Annotated in this window: 24 protein-coding genes and 1 tRNA gene; 4 read left to right on the forward strand and 21 right to left on the reverse strand. The window is 51.2% G+C overall.

The features are described 5' to 3' along the window. Window positions 1-153: 153 nt before the first annotated feature. The 18 genes from rplL to miaB form a co-directional block, all read right to left on the reverse strand. Window positions 154-525, reverse strand: a complete 372-nt coding sequence (gene rplL / locus HND56_07275; protein ID QKK05495.1) for a 50S ribosomal protein L7/L12 — start codon at window positions 523-525, stop codon at window positions 154-156. A 104-nt stretch (window positions 526-629) separates the two neighbouring features. After that, the gene (gene rplJ, locus HND56_07280; protein QKK05496.1) at window positions 630-1,139 is read right to left on the reverse strand and encodes a 50S ribosomal protein L10; all 510 of its coding nucleotides are present in this window, start codon (window positions 1,137-1,139) and stop codon (window positions 630-632) included. Between the two features lie 322 nt (window positions 1,140-1,461). Then, window positions 1,462-2,169, reverse strand: coding sequence for a 50S ribosomal protein L1 (gene rplA, locus HND56_07285; protein QKK05497.1), 708 nt, complete (start codon window positions 2,167-2,169; stop codon window positions 1,462-1,464). Between the two features lie 14 nt (window positions 2,170-2,183). After that, window positions 2,184-2,627, reverse strand: a complete 444-nt coding sequence (gene rplK, locus HND56_07290; GenBank protein ID QKK05498.1) for a 50S ribosomal protein L11 — start codon at window positions 2,625-2,627, stop codon at window positions 2,184-2,186. Window positions 2,628-2,867: 240 nt separating this feature from the next. After that, window positions 2,868-3,146 carry a hypothetical protein gene (locus HND56_07295; GenBank protein QKK05499.1) on the reverse strand — a complete coding sequence of 93 codons (279 nt, stop codon included), beginning with the start codon at window positions 3,144-3,146 and terminating at the stop codon, window positions 2,868-2,870. 14 nt (window positions 3,147-3,160) lie between these two features. Further along, window positions 3,161-3,697 (reverse strand): transcription termination/antitermination protein NusG, encoded by a 537-nt coding sequence (gene nusG, locus HND56_07300; GenBank protein ID QKK05500.1) that lies wholly within the window; start codon window positions 3,695-3,697, stop codon window positions 3,161-3,163. A 16-nt stretch (window positions 3,698-3,713) separates the two neighbouring features. Further along, a complete protein-coding gene (gene secE / locus HND56_07305; GenBank protein ID QKK05501.1) occupies window positions 3,714-3,920 on the reverse strand; it encodes a preprotein translocase subunit SecE in 207 nt (68 codons plus the stop codon). Window positions 3,921-3,958: 38 nt separating this feature from the next. Further along, a tRNA-Trp gene (locus HND56_07310) sits at window positions 3,959-4,034 on the reverse strand. Window positions 4,035-4,202: 168 nt separating this feature from the next. Continuing rightward, window positions 4,203-4,973: a CYTH domain-containing protein gene (locus HND56_07315; protein ID QKK05502.1), complete on the reverse strand. Its 771-nt coding sequence runs from the start codon at window positions 4,971-4,973 to the stop codon at window positions 4,203-4,205. Between the two features lie 29 nt (window positions 4,974-5,002). Continuing rightward, the gene (locus tag HND56_07320; GenBank protein ID QKK05503.1) at window positions 5,003-6,247 is read right to left on the reverse strand and encodes a pyridoxal phosphate-dependent aminotransferase; all 1,245 of its coding nucleotides are present in this window, start codon (window positions 6,245-6,247) and stop codon (window positions 5,003-5,005) included. Then, the gene (locus HND56_07325) at window positions 6,222-7,313 is read right to left on the reverse strand and encodes a phosphotransferase (GenBank protein ID QKK05504.1); all 1,092 of its coding nucleotides are present in this window, start codon (window positions 7,311-7,313) and stop codon (window positions 6,222-6,224) included. Before HND56_07325 ends, HND56_07320 begins: the two co-directional genes overlap by 26 nt. 35 nt (window positions 7,314-7,348) lie before the next feature. Then, window positions 7,349-7,789: a hypothetical protein gene (locus HND56_07330; GenBank protein ID QKK05505.1), complete on the reverse strand. Its 441-nt coding sequence runs from the start codon at window positions 7,787-7,789 to the stop codon at window positions 7,349-7,351. Window positions 7,790-7,846: 57 nt separating this feature from the next. Then, window positions 7,847-8,836 carry an HlyC/CorC family transporter gene (locus tag HND56_07335; protein ID QKK05506.1) on the reverse strand — a complete coding sequence of 330 codons (990 nt, stop codon included), beginning with the start codon at window positions 8,834-8,836 and terminating at the stop codon, window positions 7,847-7,849. A 44-nt stretch (window positions 8,837-8,880) separates the two neighbouring features. Then, window positions 8,881-9,384 (reverse strand): rRNA maturation RNase YbeY, encoded by a 504-nt coding sequence (gene ybeY / locus HND56_07340; protein ID QKK06592.1) that lies wholly within the window; start codon window positions 9,382-9,384, stop codon window positions 8,881-8,883. Between the two features lie 50 nt (window positions 9,385-9,434). Further along, a complete protein-coding gene (locus HND56_07345; GenBank protein ID QKK05507.1) occupies window positions 9,435-10,466 on the reverse strand; it encodes a PhoH family protein in 1,032 nt (343 codons plus the stop codon). A gap of 126 nt (window positions 10,467-10,592) precedes the next feature. Further along, window positions 10,593-11,312: a hypothetical protein gene (locus HND56_07350; GenBank protein QKK05508.1), complete on the reverse strand. Its 720-nt coding sequence runs from the start codon at window positions 11,310-11,312 to the stop codon at window positions 10,593-10,595. A 14-nt stretch (window positions 11,313-11,326) separates the two neighbouring features. Continuing rightward, window positions 11,327-12,430, reverse strand: coding sequence for a PhoH family protein (locus HND56_07355; protein QKK05509.1), 1,104 nt, complete (start codon window positions 12,428-12,430; stop codon window positions 11,327-11,329). After that, the gene (gene miaB, locus HND56_07360) at window positions 12,427-13,830 is read right to left on the reverse strand and encodes a tRNA (N6-isopentenyl adenosine(37)-C2)-methylthiotransferase MiaB (GenBank protein QKK05510.1); all 1,404 of its coding nucleotides are present in this window, start codon (window positions 13,828-13,830) and stop codon (window positions 12,427-12,429) included. Before miaB ends, HND56_07355 begins: the two co-directional genes overlap by 4 nt. Before the next feature lie 190 nt (window positions 13,831-14,020). Between miaB and HND56_07365 the strand changes: the two genes are divergently transcribed. Both HND56_07365 and HND56_07370 read left to right on the forward strand, forming a co-directional pair. After that, complete coding sequence (locus HND56_07365) at window positions 14,021-14,569, forward strand: ankyrin repeat domain-containing protein (protein QKK05511.1); 549 nt, start codon at window positions 14,021-14,023, stop codon at window positions 14,567-14,569. Beyond that, window positions 14,566-15,102, forward strand: a complete 537-nt coding sequence (locus HND56_07370; protein QKK05512.1) for an ankyrin repeat domain-containing protein — start codon at window positions 14,566-14,568, stop codon at window positions 15,100-15,102. The genes HND56_07365 and HND56_07370 overlap by 4 nt, the downstream gene beginning before the upstream one ends. A gap of 14 nt (window positions 15,103-15,116) precedes the next feature. On the opposite strand, the gene accC is transcribed toward HND56_07370, so the two are convergent. The 3 genes from accC to aroQ form a co-directional block, all read right to left on the reverse strand. Then, window positions 15,117-16,460 (reverse strand): acetyl-CoA carboxylase biotin carboxylase subunit, encoded by a 1,344-nt coding sequence (gene accC, locus HND56_07375; GenBank protein ID QKK05513.1) that lies wholly within the window; start codon window positions 16,458-16,460, stop codon window positions 15,117-15,119. 69 nt (window positions 16,461-16,529) lie between these two features. After that, entirely contained in the window at window positions 16,530-16,979 is a 450-nt protein-coding gene (accB, locus tag HND56_07380; GenBank protein QKK05514.1) for an acetyl-CoA carboxylase biotin carboxyl carrier protein, read from the reverse strand. A 37-nt stretch (window positions 16,980-17,016) separates the two neighbouring features. Beyond that, window positions 17,017-17,463 carry a type II 3-dehydroquinate dehydratase gene (aroQ, locus tag HND56_07385; GenBank protein QKK05515.1) on the reverse strand — a complete coding sequence of 149 codons (447 nt, stop codon included), beginning with the start codon at window positions 17,461-17,463 and terminating at the stop codon, window positions 17,017-17,019. 96 nt (window positions 17,464-17,559) lie between these two features. Here aroQ and dapD point away from each other — a divergent pair, with 96 nt between their 5' ends. Beyond that, a complete protein-coding gene (gene dapD / locus HND56_07390; GenBank protein ID QKK05516.1) occupies window positions 17,560-18,405 on the forward strand; it encodes a 2,3,4,5-tetrahydropyridine-2,6-dicarboxylate N-succinyltransferase in 846 nt (281 codons plus the stop codon). Next, window positions 18,386-19,546, forward strand: a complete 1,161-nt coding sequence (dapE, locus tag HND56_07395) for a succinyl-diaminopimelate desuccinylase (protein QKK05517.1) — start codon at window positions 18,386-18,388, stop codon at window positions 19,544-19,546. The genes dapD and dapE overlap by 20 nt, the downstream gene beginning before the upstream one ends. Window positions 19,547-19,578: the final 32 nt, after the last annotated feature.

Consider the following 19,578-nt stretch of genomic DNA (forward strand, 5'->3'; position numbering starts at 1 on the left):
GATCTCCCCATCTCTTGTGCTGTGATAACACACGATCTTTTCTGCCCTTAAAACACTTATGCCGTTATATAAAAAACGGTGAAAGGGGCAACAGGTCATATTGTCCTGTTGCCACCTTCCAACATTTATTGGTAAGAATAGCTACGCAACGTCTTACTTCAGTTCTACGGTTGCGCCTGCTTCTTCCAGTTTTTTCTTGATTTCTTCAGCTTCCGCTTTGGCAACGCCTTCCTTCACAGGTTTCGGCGCACCGTCAACGAGGTCTTTCGCTTCTTTCAGGCCAAGACCTGTAATTGTGCGAACTTCCTTAATGACGTTGATTTTTTGTGCACCGGCAGCAGCCAGAATGATGTCGAATTCATCTTTTTCAGCAGCGGCATCAGCACCACCGGCAACGGCAGCAACAGCAACCGGTGCAGCAGCGGCGGAAACGCCCCATTTTTCTTCCAGAAGTTTCGACAGTTCAGCCGCTTCCATTACGGACAGTGCGGACAGATCGTCAACGATTTTTGCAAGATCAGCCATTTTAAATTACTCCTTTAATCAAGCTCTATTTTTAGTCGGTTAATATTTTTTTCTTCAAACTTTATTCGTGAGAAACACGCATCATTGCTTTTTTCTCGCGCCTGTTACCCTTTTTCAGCATAGGCCGCCGTTACACGCGCCAGCTGACTTGCCGGGGCTTGCAATACGGTTGCCACACGCGTTGCGGGTGCGACCAGAAGGCCAACCAGCTTGCTGCGCAGTTCATCCAGAGAGGGCAGTTTCGCCAGTGCTTCAACGGCTTGTGCGTCGAGGATTGTTTCCCCCAGCGCGCCGCCCATGATGACCAGCTTGTCATTCTCTTTGGTGAATTCATACGCAACCTTTGCTGCCGCAACAGGGTCTTGGGAAACGGCCATGCCGGTCGGGCCTGTAAACAGGTCAGACATAGCAGCGAACCGCGTTCCGTCGAGCGCAATTTTTGCGAGCGTGTTTTTCGTCACTTTAAAGCTTGCGCCGTTTTCCCGCATTTTTGTACGAAGTTCGCTGATTTCAGCGACAGTCAAACCGCTGTAGTGTGTAACCACAATCAGTTCGTTCTCTTCGAACATTTGATGCAGGTCTGCGACCGCTTGTTTTTTTTGTGCACGATTCACGGACATTCTCCGTTCGGTTTATGCCAATGCTTTTTCAAACACCGGCGGGTTGTACACTGCGAAGATCCGCTTTTCAGGCCAAAACCTTCAAGCTGTTCTTCACGGTTTATTCCCTGCCCGAAAAAGAAACGCCCATCGCCTAAAACCAAAGCGGTCACAGTGATGAAACTTTTTCTTTTCCTATCTATACAGGTCGGCTTGCCGATTAAGTCCTTAAAATTTTTCGGACACCCGTGGTCTTGGACAGGTTTTTTTTACCGTCTGTTTTCCCGAAACAAGTCCGAAAAAACGGGCGGCAAAACTGTTTTATCGCCTCTTACTCTTACGCAGCCTGCTGTGTGGCTGTTTCGATGTTGATGCGATAGCTCGGTCCCATCGTTGAGCTAAGGGAAATTTTCTTCAAGTAATTTCCTTTTGCTCCCGAGGGCTTGGCTTTTATAATCGCCTGAACAAATGCTCCGGCATTTTCAATCAATTGCTTTTCAGAGAAGCTGGCTTTACCGATACCGGCATGTACGATACCGGCCTTCTCTGCGCGAAACTCAACCGCGCCGCCTTTGGCTGCTTCAACAGCCGCGACGACATCCGGCGTCACCGTTCCCAGTTTCGGGTTCGGCATCAGACCGCGCGGACCCAGCACCTGACCGAGACGACCGACCAGCGGCATCATATCCGGCGTGGCAATACAACGGTCAAAGTCGATCTCGCCTTTCTGGATTTTCGCTGCCAGGTCTTCATCACCGACGATATCGGCACCGGCTTTTTTCGCTTCTTCCGCTTTGTCGCCTTTGGCGAAAACAGCAACACGGACGGTTTTACCCGTACCATTCGGCAGCTGCACCATACCGCGGACATTCTGGTCCGAGTGGCGCGGATCAACACCGAGATTGATCGCAATATCGATCGTCTCGTCGAATTTGGTCGTTGCGTTTGCTTTCGCTGCTTTTACAGCCTCTTCCAGAGAGACTTCCAGCATCGGATCGCGGGTTTCATAAACTTTTTTCAAACGTTTTCCGTAGTGACGTGCCATGTTTCCTGCCCCCCTTATCTCGCACCGATGACTTCAAGGCCCATGGAACGAGCGGAACCGGCAATAATACGTGCCGCATTCTCTTCGTCATTGGCGTTCAGGTCGGGCATTTTTTCACGTGCGATTTCAAGGCACTGATCCCATGTAATCTCTCCCGCAACTTCGCGTCCGGGAGCCGTTCCGCCTTTTTTCAGCTTCAAAGCCTTCATAATATAGTAAGACGCCGTCGGCTTTTTCGTGATGAAGGTAAAGGAACGATCCGCATAAACCGTAATAATGGTCGGCAGCAACACGCCGGGTTCCATGTTCTGGGTATCGGCGTTAAAAGCCTTGCAGAAATCCATAATATTTACACCGGCCTGACCAAGCGCGGGGCCGATCGGCGGTGACGGGTTTGCTTTACCGGCAGGAACCTGAAGCTTCAGGACGCCGGCAATCTTTTTCTTGGGTTTCGCCATTATTCTACTCCTTAAAAGTATTGCGAGTATTTTATCGCCGATGTGGTGCGGTCTCTATCTGGCCTTTGAAAGAGCAACCTCCCACAGGGCTGTTTTTCTTGTTTTTTTATCCTCCACAAATGGAGAACGCGCCTGATTCTTTCAGCAGGCTTGCGGAATTTACGTTATTTTCCAAAAATATGCAACAGTGAAAACGCTTTTTTTCAAGCTTTTCGTGTTTTGCAGGCGGATTTTTATAGATTAAAGAGATTTATAGCCGCCATTGACCTGAAAAAGCAGCTCTCCGCGTGTCGTTTTGCGCCCCAGAACCTTTTCCGCGCAATCTTCCACTTCCTGCTTCAGCTCCTGCGACAGAGGGCCTTTTGTACCGACATAAACAGCCGGGTCGCGCCAATCGACATCCGAATTGGTAATGCCGACAATATTCACCCCGTTCTCGTCAAAAGCGCGCGCTGATTTCATAAATGTGTCGGAGAGCGACTCCATGACTTTTTTTGCTTCATCGCGGGACAACGCCATCGAACAGGTCTCCCTTAGCTCGTTTTTTCAACTTGCGTATATTCCAGCTCGACCGGCGTGGAACGTCCAAAGATCGAAACCAGTACTTTCAGACGGCTACGCTCTTCATCCACTTCCTCAACAACACCGTTGAAAGAGTTGAACGGACCGTCACAGACACGTACCTGTTCACCGATATCAAAGCTGATGGTCGGACGCGGACGTTCGGCACCTTCCTGAATCTGATGCATGATATGCGCGGCTTCCTTCTCGCTGATCGGCAAAGGCTTGCTGCCGCCGCCACCCAGAAAGCCTGTGACTTTCGGCGTGTTTTTCACCAGATGCCAGGCATCGTCATTCATATCCATTTTAATCAGGATATAGCCGGGGAAGAATTTACGCTCTGCATTGACCTTCTGGCCGCGGTGCACTTCAACGACTTCTTCCATCGGAACAAGCACTTCCTCAATCGCCTCGGACAGCCCCTGCTTTTTCGCAGTTTCCTTGATGGCGTCCGCCACTTTTTTCTCAAAGCCCGAATAAACGTGCAGTACATACCAGTTTTTTGCCATTATCGTCTCTCTAACCTTAGCTTCCTATGCCCAGAACAAATTGTATGCCGAGGGAAATGAGCCAATCCCCAAAAAACAGGAACAGCGCGACAAAAATAACCATCAGAAATACCACAATCGTGGTAATACGTGTTTCCTTGGCTGTCGGCCAGGTCACCTTCGCACCTTCCAGTTTCACTTCCTGAATAAATTGCGCCGGACCACGTCCTGATGATTTCGCCATTTTATCTTCCTCGTTGCATTTCCTATGTTTTAAAGAACTGGCAGGAGCGAAGGGACTCGAACCCGCAACCCCCGGTTTTGGAGACCGGTGCTCTACCAATTGAGCTACGCTCCTTCTGCCGTTCTCTTATTTCTCTTGAACATCCCGCGGCCCGCTGTGCGGGTATCTTCGTTGCGATAATGTCAGGGAAATATAAAAACTATGCACGTTGTAACGGATATTCGGAAGAATTGCAAGCGTGTTTTACGCAGGTCATGTGTTTTTGCATTGATGTTTTCAGGATCAGGGACCGGGGTTCGGATTAGGCCTCTTCGGGGTTTCCCGCGCCGCATCCTTTAACTGCTTTTTTGCGGTTTTCGCAGCCTCCTTCGCTGCCTTCTTCTGCTGCTTTTCAGCGCGGCGTTCATCATCAAGGCCGTAGCCGAATTCCGCCTTGGAAACCGCACTGAGCTCAGCCCCCGGTGCCATGTCCAGAATTTTTTGGCACATAATATCAACCGCGGCAGGATCACCGGATTTCAGCTCCACTTCGATTTCAGAAATCTTCACACGGCGGTCGCTGTCTTTTGCATGTGTCACCGCACCTTTATCAAAAGCCAGTTCAACGACCCCGACCTCCTCGCCCGCCACCACGACGGGGACGGAGAAATAACGGCGATGCACATCTGCCGTGAAAATATGGCGCAATTTTTTGCCTTCCAGACCTTCCAGACGCTTTTTTGCCTCTTTGTCGTCAATCAGTGCGAGATCGGGCTCCTGCAGTTTCTCGCCAAGGACATCCTTGACCTCGACACGGGACATCACGGCTTCATCATCGCCCGCGACTTGATATTTCAAAGTCTGTTCATAGCCGACACCGTCCTTGTACTGGACACGCAGCGCCATTTTCTGCTCCTGCAGGCGGTGTTTTTTTGTATCATAATAAGCACGGGGGCGATGTTTGGTTTTCAGCTTGCCGTCGACAGCGTCTTTGGACAGTTTATTATAAACCGCTTCCATTTCCGCAGGAGAAACGAGGATTTTCTTTTCAATCTCGTGTTCCGTATCAGACATCTTCTCCCCTTTCGTTCAAATGCGACGACTTAAGTGAGCGCCGCGCAGGCCTTCTGGATTCGCAGACAGGCCTTTTCCAAAACATCTTCTGATAATGCATATGATACACGAAAAAACGGTGAAAGTCCAAAAGCTTCTCCATGTACCGTCACGACATTCTCGGATTTCAGCAGATATTGCGCAAAATCCTCGTCCGTCTCAATCACCTGTCCGTCCGGTGTCTTTTTGCCGATGGTCCCTTCGCAACTGGCAAAGACATAGAAAGCCCCTTCCGGCACGATGCAGGACAGACCTTCCGCTTTATTCAGCATCTCAACAACCAGATCACGGCGTTTTTTAAAGGAGTCGCACCAATCCGCCAGAAATTCCTGCGGTCCGTCCAGCGCGGCCAGTGCTGCAGCCTGACTGATTGAAGACGGGTTGGAAGTGCTTTGCCCCTGCAATTTCGACATTGCCTTAATCAACGGCACAGGCCCCGCGGCATAGCCGATCCGCCATCCGGTCATGGCATAAGCTTTGGACACGCCGTTTACCGTCAATGTACGGTCTTTCAGGCGCGGTTCGATTTGGGCAGGCGTGATGAATTTATAGTCATCATAGACCAGCTTCTCGTAAATATCGTCGCTCATCACCCAGACATGCGGATGGCGCACCAGCACATCGGTCAGCGCTTTCATTTCCGCTTCGGTATAGGCAGAGCCTGTCGGATTACTGGGAGAATTCAGCATCACCCAGCGTGTTTTCGGCGTAATCGCCGCTTCAAGATCTTCGGGTTTCAAACGGAAACCGTTTTCCATCGCGCAAGGGACGATTACCGGCTTACCTTCGGCGATCAGCACCATATCAGGATAAGAAACCCAGTAAGGCGCAGGAATAATCACTTCATCGCCGGGGTTCAGTGTTGCCATCAACGCATTGAACAAAACCTGCTTGCCGCCTGTACCGACGATCACCTGATCGGGCGTGTAATCAAGATTGCTGTCGCGTTTGAATTTGCGGCAGACGGCCTCGCGCAGCGCCAGCGTTCCCGGCACGGGCGTATAACGCGTATCGCCGTTATCCATCGCAGTTTTGGCCGCATCACAGATATGTTTGGGTGTATCGAAATCCGGCTCGCCGACCGACAACCCGATGACATCCTTGCCTTGCGCTTTCAATTCCTGTGCGACCGCAATCAGCGACAAAGTCGGCGACGGTTTTACCGCCTTCAGACGGTTCGCAACCGTCAGTTCCGGCGTTGCTGTTTTGTTATCGCTTTGGATAGCCGTTTGCATGTTCAAATCCCTCTTTCAAATCTTGCGTCAAATCGATATCGTTTTCGACAAACCAGTTTTTCAAAGCAGCCAGTTCCGGTTTTTGCAGATGCTGCCATGCGAAATTCCGCATGCGCGGAATATATTTCAGCAATTGCGGCTTGCCGTCACGGACGAACAGCCTTACGAGATTTCCGAAATTTTTGCAATGCCGCTGTGTCGTCATGACCGAGAACCAGAGATCGAATTCCTCTTCCGTCTCCGTGATGCGCGCCTGATCCAGATAGCGGCGGCGCAGCGTCTGAAACGCCTCCGGCGCAAGATCACGGCGGATATCTTCCAGTAATGACACAACATCATAAACGGCAGGACCGATCCGCGCCGCCTGAAAATCGAGCAAACCGCAATCATTCAAGCCGTCCCGTCCCGGGACATGCATCATATTGTTGAAAATGTAATCATACAGCACAATGCTGTCCTGCACCGGCGGCATAGTCTCCAGAATATCCTGCCAGATTTGGCGGTAGGCAATGCGCGCCTCATCACTGACGCCGCTGCCGCGCGCAGCAGGTGCATACCAGTTAATCGTATTCTCGGCTTCATTCAGCATCCGCTCCACCGTATAGGCGGAAACATCGGCCTTTGCCGCATCAGCATGATTATGCAGATAGGCCAGCACATCGATCGCCTTTTCGTAGAACGGCATCGGGTCGGCACCTTTATCAATCAGCACATCATAGGTGTCATCACCGAAATCCTCCAGCAGTGCCAGCTCATGCGTCTCCGTTGCTTCATAGTCATAGATTTCCGGTGCCGTCAGACCAAGACTGCGCAAATGCTGATCCACCGTGACAAACCACATCAGCGGCTCTGTTACATCCAGCGTCGCATCCATCACCAGCAGCGGGCGCGGCCCGCCATGAACGCGGTAATAACGGCGATAGGAGGCATGGGCAGGCAACGGCTCCAGCGTCACATTCTCCAAACCGGTACGCGCAAGAAAATCCGCGCGCTGTGATGCATAAGGTTCCCCGTTCAAAGCTTCGGGGCCTGCGACAATCTGCTCTTTTGCCTGCGCAAGAACCATGTTTTAAACTCTTTCGTTTTTATTCGTTTGTTTTGTTATTTTTGCTCTTTACCCGCAAGCTGTAAAATTGCTTCGATATGGCGGGCCGAGGTCTTTTGCGGTGCATCCATTTCATCGGTGACAAAACCGAATTGCTGCGCCCTTGCCCCGCCTGTCACATTCTGCAGCAACGCCAGACCGAATGCGCCTGCCGCTTCCTCTTCCACGGCCGCAGCCTGTTTTTTTACCGGCTTGGGCACATCCGGAACAGGAGCCTTTGCTTGCACGGCATGATGTTCTTCCGCTTCGTCAAACAACTGGCTTTGCAAAGCATAGCCGGCAATACTACGCAAATGCGGCTCGGCAATGGCGCGCAACAGCAATTCGTCAAAATCCATCCAGGCCAGTAACAGGCGCTGTGCCTGCGGCACATTACCTTTTGCTTCTTTCAGAGCATCGCGAACACGGTCGCGCGCATAATCCTGATGGCTGCTCATGAATATCTGTTCCTTTTCCGTCTTGAGGTCGTCTTTATGCGCACAAGAATGGCATATTTATATGGTTTTGTACATATTGCGAATGCACAAGCGGTGGATACGGCGCGGATCGGCATCCAGCACCTCGAATTCCAGACCGGCACTGTGAACAATTACCTCGCCGCGTGACGGCACGTGACCGGCCAGCAGATTGACAAGACCGCCAAGCGTGTCGACTTCTTCACGCTCTTCCTCCGTCATGAATTTGCCGTATTTTTCCTCCAGATCATCCACATCATAGCGCGCATCTACCAGAATAGTGCCGTCCTTACGCTCGATCAGCTGCGGCTGAATATGCAGGCTATGTTCATCATCAATTTCCCCGACAATCGCCTCAATCAGGTCATTAATGGTAATCAATCCGTCAATACCGCCGTATTCATCGACAACCATCGCCGTATGAAGGCGCGACTGGCGCATTTGCAGCAGCAAATCCAGCACCCGCATTGACGGCGAGACAACGAGCACATTGCGCAGGTAATGGCGCAAATCAAAGCTTTCATTCTTTTTCGGTTTTTCTTCACCGATGGTGGCGACAAGATCTTTCAAATGCACAACACCGATGACGTTATCCAGCGTATCGTGATAAACCGGCAAACGGCTGTGCGGCTTTTCGCTTAGTACCGTCATCAGATCAGCGCGGGTAATGCGGATATCCACCGCAACAATATCGGCGCGCGGCACCATTACATCCACAACGGGCAGATCTCTCAAATCCAGAATATTGGAAATCAAGGCACGCTCATGCGCTTCGACGGAATGATCATCCGCCCCGATTTCTTCTTCGATCAGCTCTTCAATGGCTGCACGGACAGATGTGTCCGCTTTGAAAAAAGGTATCTTCTTTTTCATGCGCTGCCACAGCCCTGCATCCTGTCCATTGACATCAAGAGGGGCATTGCCGTTACGCCGCAATAATTGCTGTGCCTGTTCTGCGGTTGCCGCCTCGGGCGGCTTGCTACTCTCGGGCTCCGTTTCACCGCCGGCGGCGGTTATATTGTCTTCCATTTTTGTCCGTCTCGTATCATACATATATGCAAATTCACTCTATATCATATTAAATACGGGTTAGCATAGCCTAATTTCATCAGAATGTCACTTTCAAGCTGCTCCATTTTTTCCGCCTCTCCGTCTTCCATATGGTCATATCCCAGTAAATGCAAAACACCATGCACCACCAGATGTGCGGTATGCGCCATCAGCGGTTTATCCTGTTCGCCCGCTTCGCGGCACATGGTTTCAAATCCTAAAATCACATCCCCCAGCAGTACCGGAACACCCGCCGGAATATCCTCCCCTGCCGCAACCAGCGGAAAAGACAGCACATTTGTCGGATTATCTTTGCCGCGATGGGTGCGGTTCAGTTCCTGCATGGCGGAATCATCGGTGCAGATAACCGTCACGCTGACATCTGCCGTTTTCTGCAGCACAGGCAGAGCCTCCCTCCCTGCGGCATAAGCCGCCAGAGCCGCTGACAAAATGACGGATTCAATCCCGGGATCGGCATCTTCCCAGCTATTGGTTTCAAAAATAATTTCGATATGCGGATTGTTCATCTTTTGCAGCAGAGGCGATTCCATGGCGGAGGGACGATTCTTAAATCCTGTTACGGCTTATCTTTACCATTGGGCTTATTTTGCGCCGCCTGACGTTCTTTGTCAAAGGCCTCATAAGCCTTGACGATTTTCGCCACCAGCGGATCACGGACCACGTCATCTTCGGTAAACTGGATGAATTTGATATCCTCGACATTGCTCAGCACATGCATCGCCTCGGTCAGACCGGATGTGGTCTTATAAGGCAGATCCGACTGTGACGGATCGCCCGTGACAATCATGTGACTGTCAGGACCAAGACGCGTCAGCACCATTTTCATCTGTGCCGTCGTCGTGTTCTGCGCCTCATCCAATACCACGCAGGCCTTTGATAATGTGCGGCCGCGCATAAAGGCCAGCGGCGCGATTTCAATCGCCTGCTGTGACAAATGATGAACAATCTGTTCCGGCGTCAACATATCATGCAATGCATCGTAAAGCGGACGCAGATAAGGATCGATTTTTTCTTTCATATCACCGGGAAGGAAACCGAGATTTTCTCCCGCTTCTACAGCTGGACGGCACAGAATAATGCGTTCAATCACACCTTTCTGCAGTTTCATCACGGCGAAAGCGATCGCCAGATAGGTTTTTCCCGTTCCCGCCGGGCCCAGACCGAACACCATACGGCTTTTTTCCATCGCCTCCATATAGGCGGCCTGCCGCGGCGTTCGTGCCGTTAATTGCTGTTTTTCGCGCCCATGCTGTAATTTCACCTGCGGCTCTTGAAAAGCGGCGCGTGCCATCTTTTGCGTTGCCGTATCCAGCGTGTTATCGGCAATACGGATGGCCGCGTCAACCTCGTCAAGCCCGACAGGGAGATTATGCGAGACGCGCTCCCATAGAGATTCCAGCACATGCCGCGCACGTTTCAGCTGCGCATGCTGCCCCGTCAGGACGACTTCATTGCCTTTGGAAAAAATCTGAATACCCAGCTGGTCTTCGATACGGGACAAATGCTCTCCGCATTCCCCGAACAGCAAAGGAACAAGATGATTATCTTCGAATTGTAAACCGAGCTGCTGAACCGCTTTCTTGCTCAAAGACCCTCACTTTGAAATATGCCGTGCCGCGAAACGACACCTTACCTACATATTCTATCCCGAAATTACTAAAAGAGACTTAATTTCAAGCATCTTGAGAAAAACTTCTGATGTGACGGATAAAAGTTATTTGTGCGGCCCGCGGCCTAAATAATTGCGTAAACGCTGCTGTTTCCGGTTGTTTTCACGTTGCTGTTCGACACGGATATGCGTAATTTGATAACTTTCCAGCCACAAATACAGCTGTGTTTCAACGCGTTTGTTTTTTTCTTTTTGCGCAAGTTCCAGCGCCTTTTCAATATGCGGCACCATTTCTTTATGCAGATTTCTGTCATCAACTTCTTTTAACAGAACGGTTAAAACATCACGCTTGCCCATTCCGGCGGCGCATTCAATCGCCGTTTTTCCTTCCGCCCCCATAGAGGTCAAAGTAATATCCGCCCCCGCATCCAGCAGCAGACGGCAATTTTCAACCTTCCCATACATTGCAGCATGCATCAGCGGCGTATATCCCGTCGCATTCTGATGATTGGGGTCGGCTTTGGCCTCCAGCAGGCTTCGGATAATGCCCGGAAAGGCATTCGCCGCACCGAAGATCAGAGCGGTATTACCGAATTTATCGGTCAGATCAATCGTTGCGTTATTAGTGACAAAAATTGACACACCGGTATCAAAATCCTGCCCGGCCATAATCATCAGACCGGTCTTGCCTTTATGCGTGCCTTCACAGCATTTGGCATCGGGGTCCGCACCGCCTTCCAGCGCCGCATAGAGAGCGGAACTGTCGCTGATAATCGCAGCGTTTATCAGTTCCTCATCCCATGCGTTTTTATAAAATGCGTCCATTTTTCCTCTGCGGATTATCTCCCGGGCTGGTTGCCGGCGTTTTTGCGGACGGACGGTGCCTGCCGGACCGGCTCGTCATCGGTTTCCAGCGCTTTGACAATTTTTGAAACCACCGGGCTACGAACGATATCTTCCGCCGTAAATTCACGGACAGCGATACCGTCAACACCTTTCAACTTAGGTACAACCAGTGCAAGTCCGCTATCCTCATGTTTCAAATCCGTCTGTTTCGGATCGCCGGTGACAACCATTTTGCTGCCTTCGCCGATACGGGTCAGGGCCATTTTCATTTGCTCATAGGTCGTGTTCTGACCTTCATCCAAGATCACGAAAGCGTTTTTAAACGTTCTGCCGCGCATGAATTCAACAGGAGCAATCTCAATCACGCCGCGCTGCTGCAAAGAATCCAGCATATCGCGTCCGATCAGGTTTTCCAGTTCGTCATAAAGCGGGCGCAGATAAGGTGCAAGTTTCGCCTTCTCATCTCCCGGCAAAGCGCCAAGATCCTTTCCGTTACCGACAGCCGGACGCGCCAGAAAAATTTTCTCAACCTCTCCGGCTTTCAGGGCTTTAACCGCCTCATAAGCCGCAAGGAAGGTTTTCCCCGTACCGGCAGGCCCGACACCGAAACTGACGTCATTCTGCTGAATATCAGTCAGAAAATCAGCCTGATTGGTGTTTCTGGCTTCAACATCAATCACCAGCTCAACATGGTTTTCGGGATGATTACGTTTATCCTGACGCAATTCTTTTTTCTGTACGCTTTGCTGGCGAATTTCACGACCATTGCGAATAATCTGCTGTTTATTTTCCGCAAACTGTTCCCGCACACCGACCTGTTTGGCAATGGCAGCAATGGAATTGTCATTGACGGCGCTGCCTTTGGCCAGCGCACTTGACAGAGAATAGAAAGCCTCTTTGGCTTTGCTGATTTCTTCCTTGGTCGTGCCCGTCAGTCTGATGCGGTCCATACGTCCCGGGTTTTCAAGTTTTACATGAAACGCTTTTTCGAAAGCTCTAAGGCAGTCGCGGCTTTCCTGCTCATCTGCGAACAAAAAGCTTGCCAGATTGTCGTCGGCGTCGTTGCGGATAGTAATCGTGTTTTTACGTTTTGTCATGCTGCCTCTCTTCCCTCATTTTTGTGTTTGGTGTTTTTGCTGGTGGTTTCCGTCGTTACAACCGCGCCCGACAAGCTGTTTGCCAGAGCGGTTTCAATCATCACATCTGCAATCTGTCCCTGCAGACGATCATGCGCCGTCACATGAACGGATTGCATATAAGGGGTTTTACCCAGCAACTGCCCGTCTTTCTGGCCTTTGCGGTCAAACAGTACCGGAAGCGTTTTGCCGACGGTAGAGAGGTTATAGTCCTTTTGTTGCGCATTCAGCAGCGCCTGCAATTCCTGAAGCCGCACATCTTTGATTTTCTCAGGAACAATACCGCCCATTTTCGCGCCGGGTGTGCCGGGGCGCGGGCTGTACTTAAAGGAGTAACAGAAGACATAGCCGATATCCTCGACCAGTTTCAGCGTGTCTTTATGATCGGCATCCGTTTCACCGGGGAAACCGACGATAAAATCGGAGCTCATCGCAATATCGGGGCGTGCCTTGCGCAGTTTCTCGATAATCGCACGGTAATCATCCGCCGTATGTTTGCGGTTCATCAGTTTCAGAATATTGTCCGACCCGCTTTGCACGGGCAAATGCAGGAAGGGCATCAGAATATCCACTTCGCCATGTGCGGCGATCAGATCATCTTCCATATCGCGCGGATGCGAGGTTGTGTAACGCAGGCGGGCAAGCCCGTCGATCTCAGCCATTTCACGGATCAAACGTCCCAATCCCCATGTTTTGCCATCCGGCCCTTCGCCGTGATAGGCATTCACATTCTGCCCCAGTAGCATCAACTCCTTTGTGCCAGATTTGACAAGCGCACGCGCCTCGGCAAGCACCTGCGCGGCAGGGCGAGAGAATTCCGCGCCGCGCGTATAAGGCACGACACAGAAGGTGCAGAACTTATCACAGCCTTCCTGAACGGATAAAAAGGCAGATACGCCCTGCGTGTTGCCCTCTTCGGGAAGAGAATCAAATTTCGATTCCATCGGAAATTCGGTATTGACGATACGGTTTGCGCCGTAAGCGCCCGTTGCCTTTGCCACCATTTCCGGCAATTCGTGATAGGTTTGCGGACCGAACACCATATCAACATAAGGGGCGCGATCCATGATGACATCGCCTTCAGCCTGCGCGACACAGCCCGCAACAGCAATCAGCGTTTCATCGCCTTTTTCGGCGCGTTGTTTTTTGAATTTATTCAGGCGACCCAGTTCGGAAAAGACTTTTTCCGTCGCCTTCTCGCGGATATGGCAGGTATTCAGAATCACCATATCGGCATTTTCGGGGGAATCCACAGTCTCGTAGCCCAGCGGCAAAAGCACGTCAGACATCTTGACACTGTCATAGACATTCATCTGACAGCCCCAGGTCTTGATAAACAGCTTCTTCTGCTTTTCAGCCATTTTGTTGATACCCCGCTTTTTACATGTTGCAATATTACATATTCATTATCAAAAAAGCAAGTTTTTTATACGAAAAATATTGACATATGGAATAATATTTGTCATATTCCAACATACCAAAGCGTATAATTATGCCTTGCGATTTTGCACGATGCATTAATGCCGACAAACAAAGCGGAAAGACACTAAAATGTCAAGCACTCCCCCGACAAGCACCCCATTGGGACAAATGCTGATTGCAGCCGTTGAAGACGGCGGGAGATTGTGGGAGATCAAAAACCTGATTGATGACGGTGCGCCGCTGAACGAAACAGACACCAAGGGTGATACGGCACTCATCAAAGCCGCTGCCAAAAATGATTTTGAGCTGGTCGAGATTTTGTTGAATGCCGGATGCAGTCCGGACACGCCCGACCGCGACGGTAATACCCCGCTGATCCGTACCATTGAGATTATCAAAGATGAAAGCAGCGCGCTGAATATTATCTGCGCCTTGATTGACCGCAATGCCGATGTGCTGGCAGTGAATGATCAGGGACATGATGTTATGTATTACGCGGATAAATGGAAGGACTTTCATATCGGCATTCATTCTTTTCTGCGCAGCTATTCCAGTAGTATCGCCGCCGACCGCGACACAGCCGATACCGCGTCCGCCGCCCCCAAGGAACAAAAGCCCGCTTTTGGTGCGCGTCACACGAATTTAAGACAATATATCAAAAGAGGAATGAAAAAATGAGCACACGCGATCTTGATAATGAGTTGCTGGGCGCCATCAAAGATGCCGATTTTGCCAAAATGCAGCAATTACTGGAATGGGGTGCAAATCCCGATGCTGCTGATATGCTGGGTGACACCGCGCTGATCTGGGCTGTGCGTGCCCCGATGTTTGCCGATGAGTATGATATGGATGAATTAACCGCTCGCCGTAGTTTCGCTGTCGAAGCTGTCAGACTGCTGCTGGAAAAAGGCGCAGATATCGACAAACCCAATAACCTGGGGCGCAGCGCCGCTTTTCAGGCCATCATGGACAAAAACATGGCACTGCTGACGGTTTTTGTCCAGCATGATGCCTCAATGCTGCTGAAAGATACGGCCGGGAATTCCATGGCCCGTTATGCAGAGCTGAGCAATGATGATGCCGTGCTGGAATGCGTTGAAAAAACCGCAAAGGCACAAATACAGGCTGCAGCATTACGCGCGGAAAAAGTCGAAGCCGTAAAAACGCGCCAGCAAAGCCTGCGCAGCTTTGTCCGTACACGGAAGATGTAATATTTCTTGAAGCACTATTCTGTCGCGAGACACTCGTTTTCGAGCCAGTGAATATCAAAATCACCGTTGCGGAAATCCTCGTGCTGTAAAATGCGTGCATGCAGCGGCAGATTGGTCTCAATTCCGGCAATCACGCATTCTTTCAAGGCGCGGTGCATCCGCATCAAGCATTCTTCACGACTAGTACCGCGAATAATCATTTTCGCAATCAGGCTGTCGTAATAGGGCGGCACTTTATAACCTTCATAAACCGCACTGTCGATCCGCACGCCCAGCCCGCCCGGCGGGTGATATTTGGTAATGCGTCCCGGTGACGGGATAAAGGTTTCAGGATGTTCCGCATTAATCCGGCATTCAAAAGCATGACCGCGGAAGGTAATATCCTCCTGCTTGAAAGACAGCGGCAATCCTGCCGCAACGCGAATCTGTTCGCGAACCAGATCAATGCCTGTAATAATCTCGGTAATCGGATGTTCCACTTGCAGACGGGTATTCATTTCAAGGAAATAGAACTGCCCGTCTTCATACAGAAACTCAATCGTGCCGACCCCGCGATAGCCCATACGGCGCACCGTATCTGCCGCCAGCTCACCGATTGCTTTGCGCTGTGATTCCGTTAGTGCGGGAGACGGCGCTTCTTCGATCACTTTCTGGTGATTGCGCTGAATGGAGCAATCACGCTCGCCCAGATGGATGGCATTGCCGTGCATATCGCCGATGACCTGAATCTCAATATGACGCGGCGCTTTCAGGAATTTTTCGATATAAACGTCACCATTGCCGAAGGCGGCTTTCGCCTCGCTGGACGCCATTTTAAAAGCGTTTTCAAATTCTTCCTCCGTCGGGGCGACTTTCATCCCCTTCCCGCCGCCGCCGGCAACCGCCTTAACCAGTACGGGAAAACCCATTTTCTTGGCAACGGCTTTTGCCTCGGCAATATCACGGATCACGCCGTCAGAGCCGGGAATGACCGGCAGGCCGAGCTCCGCCACCGTCTTTTTCGCAACGGCTTTATCGCCCATCTGTTCAATATGCTCGGGCGTCGGGCCGATAAAGGTAAAACCGTGCTCTTCCACCATGCGGGCGAATTCCGCATTCTCGGACAAAAATCCGATGCCGGGATGAATCGCATCCGCATTGGTCAGAGACGCCGCCGTCAGAATCGCCGGAATATTCAGATAGCTTTCACGGGCAGGCGGTGCTCCGATACAAACGCTTTCATCAGCAAGACGCACCGCCATACTGTCCGCATCCGCCGTCGAATGAACGACAACGGTTTCAATCCCCATTTCGCAACAGGCACGGTGGATACGCAGGGCGATTTCTCCACGATTGGCGATCAGAACTTTTTTGAACATTACAGGATTTACCTTGCAAGAAACGCTTTTTTCGACATGTTTGGCGACTGCCATAATACACCCGTTCGCTTATTCGATCACCATCAGCACTTCGTCGAATTCGACGGGCTGGGCATTTTCGATCAACACCTGTACCAGTTTTCCTGATTTCGGCGCTTTCATCGGGTTCATAACTTTCATCGCCTCAATAATCATCAGCGTATCGCCTTCTTTCACCGCGTCACCGATCCGCGCAAAAGACGGCGCACCGGGTTCCGGCTGGAGATAAACCGTGCCGACCATCGGCGATTTGATCGCGCCGGGATGATTGTCAAAACCCGCAGGCGCGGCCTCAACCAGTTGCGGCGCAGCCGTATTCGCCGCAGCAGGCGCGCCCGCAACAACAGACTGCACAGCCTGGCCGCGCGTCACGCGCAGGCTTTTATCGCCTTCGCAGACCTCAATTTCGGTCAGGCCGGTTTCATCCAGCAGTTCCGCCAGTGAACGGATCGTGTCGCTGTCAATCTTCATCGGTGCCATTCAAGCTGCTCCTTGAAAAAGTTTTTTCTTATAATTTTTAAGCTCTCTGTTCTAACAGATTTTTGGCTGCATGCAACGCCAAAACATAACTATTTGATCCAAAACCACAAATCACACCCGCCGCCAAAGACGAGATATAAGAATGGTGACGAAAGGATTCGCGTTTGTGAATATTCGACAGGTGAACTTCGATCACCGGAACCGTCAACATTGCCAGTGCATCGGCAATCGCAACGGAAGTGTGCGTATAGGCTGCGGCATTGATAATCAGCGCATCACAGCCGCCTTCCAGCAGGTTCTGGATTTTTGTGACGATCTCTCCCTCACCGTTTGACTGGAAAAAAGAAACGGACAGACCAAGGGATTCGCCCTCATTTTGACAAAGCGCCTCGATATCAGCCAGCGTCTCATGCCCGTAGATGTCAGGCTCGCGCTTACCGAGCATATTCAGATTGGGGCCGTTGATTACACAAATCTTTTGCACGTTTTTTCCCTTTTTTGCTGGAACAAACTCTGTTTATAGCATAAAACAAGAGAAAGTAAAAACAGGTTAACACACGAACAGAATTAAGTATTTCAAATGAAAAAGCTTCAGCAACTTATTGAAAACGGTTGGGAAATTCGCAGTCAAATTTCTCAGGAAACCCATGCGGAAATTGACGAAGCCGTCATTGAAGTCCTCGGACGGCTTGACAGCGGTGAGCTGCGCATCGCCACCCGGAACCCGGATGCCCCGCATGGTTGGCGCGTCCATGAATGGTTAAAAAAAGCAGTGCTGCTGTCTTTTCGCCTGAATGACAATATGCCGATTGACGGCGGCCCGAACGGCAGCACATGGTATGACAAAGTGCCATCGAAATTCACCGATTGGGATGAGGCGATGTTTGCGGAATCCGGCATCCGTGCCGTACCGAACTGCACCGTGCGCCATTCCGCCTATATCGCGCCGAATGTCGTGTTGATGCCCAGCTTTGTCAATCTCGGCGCCTATGTTGACAGCGGTACGATGGTTGATACATGGGCCACGATCGGCACCTGCGCCCAGATCGGCAAGGACTGCCACATCTCCGGCGGCACGGGAATCGGCGGTGTGCTGGAACCTTTGCAGGCCGCACCTGTCATTATCGAGGATAATTGCTTTATCGGCGCACGCTCCGAAGTTGCCGAAGGCGTGATTATCGGAACCGGCAGCGTCTTGTCCATGGGCGTCTTTATCGGCGCCTCCACAAAAATCATCGACCGCAATACGGGTGAGGTTTTCATGGGGCATGTGCCGCCCTATTCCGTTGTGGTGCCGGGATCGCTTCCGGGAAAACCCTTGCCCAACGGCACACACGGTCCCAGCCTTTACTGCGCCGTGATCGTCAAACGCGTTGATGAAAAAACCCGCTCAAAGACATCGATCAATGAACTCCTCCGCGCTTGATTCCACAGATCCCGTTGCCGTTGCACAGGCTTTAATCCGCTGCCCCAGCGTTACTCCCGCCGAAGGCGGTGCGCTGGATGTGCTGGAAAATATCCTGACATCGCTGGGCTTTACCTGCACCCGTTTGCCTTTTACCGAAGACGGCACACCGGATGTCGATAATTTGTACGCCGAATGGGGCAACGGCAAGCCGCATTTCTGCTTTGCCGGACATACCGATGTTGTCCCGCCCGGCGATGCGGAAAGCTGGCAGCACGATCCTTTCGATGCTGTCATTGCCGATGACAAGCTTTACGGTCGCGGTGCCTCCGACATGAAGGGCGGCATCGCCGCATTTGTTGCCGCCGCCGCGGAATTCATCGCCGCGCAGGACGGTCAGACATCCGGAAAAATCAGCTTGCTGATCACAGGCGATGAAGAAGGCCCCGCCTTAAACGGCACAAAGAAAATGCTGCAATGGCTTGAATCAAAAAATAAAATTCCCGACCATTGCCTTGTCGGAGAGCCGACCAACCCGACCACGCTCGGCGAAATGATGAAAGTCGGGCGGCGCGGCAGCATGACAGGACGGCTCAGCGTGCAAGGTACGCAAGGCCATGTCGCCTATCCGCATCTGGCGGATAATCCCGTGCCGAAGCTTATCAAACTGCTCTCCGCGCTGGATGTATTGATATTGGATGAAGGCTCGGAATTCTTTCAGCCTTCCAATCTGGAAATCGTCACGATTGATGTCGGCAATCCCGCCGATAACGTCATCCCCGAAAAGGCGACAGCAAAATTCAACATCCGCTTTAACGATCTGCACAGCGGCGAATCGCTGACAAAATTGCTGCATGATACGTTAACCGCAACAGATATCCCCTATCAGCTGGATATCTCGATCAGCGGCGAAAGCTTTCTGACCGGAGAAAACAGCCTGACCGCCATTATCGCCGAAGCTGCGAATGAAACCACAGGAAATACACCGGAGAAAAGCACCACAGGCGGCACATCCGATGCGCGCTTCATTGCCAATTACTGTCCTGTCATCGAATTCGGTGCCGTCGGCGAGAGCATGCATAAAATTGATGAACATATCCGCCTGCAGGATTTGCGCAATCTCAAATCCATCTATCTCAATATTTTGCATAAGTACTTTTAGTTTACATACACCAATAAGCATCCCATAAAATT

It is taken from the genome of Pseudomonadota bacterium, from assembly GCA_013285465.1.
Taxonomy (GTDB): Bacteria; Pseudomonadota; Alphaproteobacteria; order Micavibrionales; family CSBR16-224; genus CSBR16-224.

Bases quoted from the DNA above. Each gene is read 5' to 3' on its own strand.
- HND56_07295 (QKK05499.1), bottom strand. From the start codon at position 3,146: ATGGCGTTGTCCCGCGATGAAGCAAAAAAAGTCATGGAGTCGCTCTCC.
- rplK (QKK05498.1), bottom strand. From the start codon at position 2,627: ATGGCGAAACCCAAGAAAAAGATTGCCGGCGTCCTGAAGCTTCAGGTT.
- dapE (QKK05517.1), top strand. From the start codon at position 18,386: ATGAACTCCTCCGCGCTTGATTCCACAGATCCCGTTGCCGTTGCACAG.
- rplA (QKK05497.1), bottom strand. From the start codon at position 2,169: ATGGCACGTCACTACGGAAAACGTTTGAAAAAAGTTTATGAAACCCGC.
- secE (QKK05501.1), bottom strand. From the start codon at position 3,920: ATGGCGAAATCATCAGGACGTGGTCCGGCGCAATTTATTCAGGAAGTG.
- HND56_07315 (QKK05502.1), bottom strand. From the start codon at position 4,973: ATGTCTGATACGGAACACGAGATTGAAAAGAAAATCCTCGTTTCTCCT.
- HND56_07355 (QKK05509.1), bottom strand. From the start codon at position 12,430: ATGACAAAACGTAAAAACACGATTACTATCCGCAACGACGCCGACGAC.
- accC (QKK05513.1), bottom strand. From the start codon at position 16,460: ATGTTCAAAAAAGTTCTGATCGCCAATCGTGGAGAAATCGCCCTGCGT.
- HND56_07370 (QKK05512.1), top strand. From the start codon at position 14,566: ATGAGCACACGCGATCTTGATAATGAGTTGCTGGGCGCCATCAAAGAT.
- rplL (QKK05495.1), bottom strand. From the start codon at position 525: ATGGCTGATCTTGCAAAAATCGTTGACGATCTGTCCGCACTGTCCGTA.
- ybeY (QKK06592.1), bottom strand. From the start codon at position 9,384: ATGAACAATCCGCATATCGAAATTATTTTTGAAACCAATAGCTGGGAA.
- HND56_07335 (QKK05506.1), bottom strand. From the start codon at position 8,836: ATGGAAGACAATATAACCGCCGCCGGCGGTGAAACGGAGCCCGAGAGT.
- HND56_07320 (QKK05503.1), bottom strand. From the start codon at position 6,247: ATGCAAACGGCTATCCAAAGCGATAACAAAACAGCAACGCCGGAACTG.
- HND56_07325 (QKK05504.1), bottom strand. From the start codon at position 7,313: ATGGTTCTTGCGCAGGCAAAAGAGCAGATTGTCGCAGGCCCCGAAGCT.
- HND56_07330 (QKK05505.1), bottom strand. From the start codon at position 7,789: ATGAGCAGCCATCAGGATTATGCGCGCGACCGTGTTCGCGATGCTCTG.
- accB (QKK05514.1), bottom strand. From the start codon at position 16,979: ATGGCACCGATGAAGATTGACAGCGACACGATCCGTTCACTGGCGGAA.
- HND56_07365 (QKK05511.1), top strand. From the start codon at position 14,021: ATGTCAAGCACTCCCCCGACAAGCACCCCATTGGGACAAATGCTGATT.
- HND56_07350 (QKK05508.1), bottom strand. From the start codon at position 11,312: ATGGACGCATTTTATAAAAACGCATGGGATGAGGAACTGATAAACGCT.
- nusG (QKK05500.1), bottom strand. From the start codon at position 3,697: ATGGCAAAAAACTGGTATGTACTGCACGTTTATTCGGGCTTTGAGAAA.
- dapD (QKK05516.1), top strand. From the start codon at position 17,560: ATGAAAAAGCTTCAGCAACTTATTGAAAACGGTTGGGAAATTCGCAGT.
- miaB (QKK05510.1), bottom strand. From the start codon at position 13,830: ATGGCTGAAAAGCAGAAGAAGCTGTTTATCAAGACCTGGGGCTGTCAG.